Annotated in this window: 3 protein-coding genes; 1 reads left to right on the forward strand and 2 read right to left on the reverse strand. The window is 74.2% G+C overall.

The features are described 5' to 3' along the window. Positions 1–568, reverse strand: a 568-nt coding sequence (locus ACIP5K_RS35635) for an inositol-3-phosphate synthase (RefSeq protein ID WP_401416662.1), incomplete at its 3' end; no start/stop codon positions are given. Positions 569–776: 208 nt separating this feature from the next. Beyond that, the gene (locus ACIP5K_RS35640; RefSeq protein WP_401416658.1) at positions 777–1,871 is read right to left on the reverse strand and encodes a ScyD/ScyE family protein; all 1,095 of its coding nucleotides are present in this window, start codon (positions 1,869–1,871) and stop codon (positions 777–779) included. Between the two features lie 256 nt (positions 1,872–2,127). On the opposite strand from ACIP5K_RS35640, the gene ACIP5K_RS35645 reads away from it, so the two are divergent. Continuing rightward, entirely contained in the window at positions 2,128–3,210 is a 1,083-nt protein-coding gene (locus tag ACIP5K_RS35645; RefSeq protein WP_401416660.1) for a methyltransferase, read from the forward strand. The last annotated feature ends 175 nt before the right edge of the window (positions 3,211–3,385 follow it).

The following is a 3,385-nucleotide window of genomic DNA, read 5'->3' on the forward strand; positions in this document are numbered from 1 at the left end:
GGCCCGCCGACGGCGTGAAGTTGACGTAGGCGCAGCCGGCGCGCAGGGCCGCCGCCGCGTACAGGGAGCTGGGCGGCAGGGCGTCGCCGGTGGGGGCGGGTTCGGTGGAGGCGACGTTGATGACGACGGTCCGGGCGGCGCCTGCGGTGCGGGTGAAGGCGGTGATGTCGGCGGCGAGGGCGTCGATCACGGCGTCGTCCGCGCGCGGGTCGCCGGCCGGGGCGCCGGGGCGGATCCGGTCGTCGGCGGCGGCCAGGTCGCCGTGGACGGCGGCGGGCAGCCAGGCGGGCAGGACGCCCTGGGCGGCGAGGTCCTCGGCCCGCTTGGGCAGCGGGGTGGCGGCGGTGTCGTGGCCGCCGAAGACGAGGCGGGACAGCGGCGGCAGGCCGCTGTCGGCGAAGGCGGGGGCGGCGGTGACCAGGGCGGTGGGCGGTTGCAGGGCCGCGGCGAGGGCGGCGCAGCCCGCGACGGTCGTCGTGGCGACCGAGCCGCGCGCCCCGATCAGCCACACCCCGGTCGGGGGGTGGGCGGTGGGGGTGGGGGTGGGCTGCGACACGCGGGCCTCCAGAAGTCGTGCACCGGACGGACGCCCGCCAGGATGCCGAGCGCGGGGCCGTGCGGGCAGGGTTCTCCGGCCGGCTTCGAGCCGCTTCCCAGCGAAAGCCCAGCTTCCGCCGGTGCGTGCCGCCGCATGCCGACGGCCCCACCGTCGGGGGAAGTCCGGTGGGGCCGTGGTCAGGGGCGCGCACCGGGTGGGGTGCGCGGGGCGGTGCGGGTCAGGGGCGTACGCGGACCAACTGGCCGTTGGTGCCCAGGGTGTTGTTGGTGACGTAGATCTCCCCGCGCGGGCCGACGGCGAGGCCGGTGGGCGCGTTCAGCTGGGTGCCGGTGGGGATCTCGGTGGCCTGGCCGGTGTGCGCGTCGATCCGCGTCAGGACGCCGGGCTGCATCGGCGGCGCGAGGGTGCCCCGGGTGTAGGACAGGGCGATGAGGTTGCCGTCGGGGCCGACGGCGATGTCGGAGAGGCTGCTCAGGCCGGTCGCCAGGATCTGGGGCTGGCCGCCGGGGGTCACCTTCCAGATGCGGGAGATGCCGGGCACGTTGCCGCTCATGTCGGTGAAGTAGACGGTGCCGTCGTGGGCCTTGGCGATGCCGGTGGGCACGGCCTGCCGGGTGACGCCGGTGGGGGTGGTGTTGGTCGGCACGACGAAGTCGGTGGCCGTGGTGCCGTTGGCGGCGGCGCGCACCAGCGTGTTGCCGCCCGCGTCGGTGACGAGGTAGCCCGAGCCGCTGCGCACGAAGCCCCACGGGTTGGCGTTGAGGTCGGCGCCGTCGGGGTTGGCGGTGCTCTCGTGGGCGGCGAGGTCGGCGAGGACCTTGTGGTCGCGGGTGCGCAGCAGGGTGCCCAGGTCCTTGGCGTCGTCGCCCAGGGAGGTGCGCAGGGCGGTGGTGCCGTTGCTGCCGAAGGCGTTGAGGACGACGTATCCGCCGTGCGGGTCGGTGGTGACCTTGTTGGGGCCCGCGGCCACCGAGGTGGGGCCCGAGGGGCCGGTGGCCAGCGACGACAGGCCGGTGACGACGCGGCCGGCGAAGGAGCCGCGGACCTTGTAGACGGAGCCGGTGCGGCCGGCGCACAGGGTGGCGGCGGCGCAGGCGGCCGATCCGTCGCCGGACTCGGCGACCAGGAGGGTGCCGTCGGCGAGCGCGGTGACGCCCCGGGGGTTCTTCAGGCCGGAGGCGAGGACCTGCACGCTCGCCTCGGTCGGGGTGGTGTCGGCCTGTGCGGGGACGGCCGCCAGCGGTGTCGCGGCGATCGCGGCCAGGCCGGCCGCGAGGGCGGCCCTCTTCCAGGCACTGCGCGAATTCGGCATCTCTCTCCTCCGTTGAGAAATACCCCCGTGATGCCGGGAGCAGGTGTGAAATCGTGAACACCATAAGCGGGCCGCCGCCCGGAACTCGACTCCCGATTTCCGCAGTTGAACAGCTGGAACAGGGAGGCGGCGGGCGGTCGAGCAGTGCGCGAGGTGAACTCCAGGGAACGTCCAGCAATTTGCTTATCGTGGTTGCCGATGGTCCCTTCCGGCGGTTGGGACAACAATGCTGGTGCTACGGCCTTGGAGGAATCGCATGCCCGAATTGCCGCCCCCGCACGTCGTGAGGGCCCTGGAGAAGGAGCGGGCGGAGCTGCAGCGCAGGGCCCGGGAGATGGCGCCGCCGCCGTTCGCGCTGCTGGAGCTCGTCATGGGCTCGATGGTCACGCAGGCGATCTATGTCGCCGCCGAACTGCGGTTCGCCGAGGCCCTGGTGGACGGGCCGCTGGCGCCGGCCGAGCTGGCCCGGAAGGTCGGCGCGCACGAGGAGGCCGTGGCCCGGGTGCTGCGGCTGCTGGCCAGTCAGGGCATCTTCGAGGGCCAGGACGACGGCACGTACGCGCTCACGCCGATGGCCGACGCGCTGCGGGCGGATCACCCGATGTCGATGCGGAACATCGCGGTGCTGATGGGTCACCCCATTCACTGGGAGGACTGGGGTCATTTCCTGGACGCGGTCCTCACCGGTGAGCCGAGCCTGCCGAAGCTGCGCGGAATGGGCGCCTTCGAATATCTGGAGCACAATCCGGACTACGGGTCGGTGTTCATCAACGGCATGGGCAGCATGTCGAACACGGAGACCTTCCCGGTGGCCGGGGGTTACGACTTCTCGCAGTTCAAGACCGTGGTGGACTTCTGCGGCGGTCAGGGCGGGCTCCTCGCCGGTATTCTGCAGAGCGCGCCGGGGACGCGGGGCATCCTCGCCGATCCGCGGGTGGCGAACAACGGCGCCGCCGGGTTCCTCGCCTCGCAGGGGGTCGCCGAGCGGGTCACCACGCACGACGGGGGCCTGTTCGACCCGGTCGTCACCGGGGGCGACGCCTACGTCCTCAAGCACATCGTGCACGACTGGCCCGAGGACAAGGCGCTGGAGATCCTGCGCAACGTGCGGGCGGCGGTGCCCGACCACGGCAAGCTGCTGCTGGTGGAGATGGTGCCCACGCCGGACAACGAGCCGCACTCCGCCAAGCTGGTCGACCTGTGGCTGATGCTGCTGGTCGGCGGCAAGGAGCGGACCCGGGAGCAGTACGCCGACCTGCTGGCGCGGGCCGGTTTCCGGCTGGAGCGGATCGTGGAGACGGCCGCGGCGGTCTCGGTCATCGAGGCGGTCCCCGTCTGACCGCTCCCCCGCTCCCCCGCCCACCCCCGGCCCCGGCCGCGCCCCCACGGCGCGGCCGGGGCCGCGGCGCGTGCCCCCACCCCCGGCCCCCGGCCGCCGGCCGCGGGGCGGGGGGGGGGGCCCGGGGGGGGGCCGGGGGGGGGGGGGCGTCCCGGGGTACGGGTCGAGCGGGTGC

This window comes from Streptomyces sp. NPDC088785 (genome assembly GCF_044750685.1).
In the GTDB taxonomy this organism is placed as follows: domain Bacteria; phylum Actinomycetota; class Actinomycetes; order Streptomycetales; family Streptomycetaceae; genus Streptomyces.

Coding starts and splice junctions, on each gene's coding strand:
- ACIP5K_RS35640 (WP_401416658.1), bottom strand. CDS start 1,871: ATGCCGAATTCGCGCAGTGCCTGGAAGAGGGCCGCCCTCGCGGCCGGC.
- ACIP5K_RS35645 (WP_401416660.1), top strand. CDS start 2,128: ATGCCCGAATTGCCGCCCCCGCACGTCGTGAGGGCCCTGGAGAAGGAG.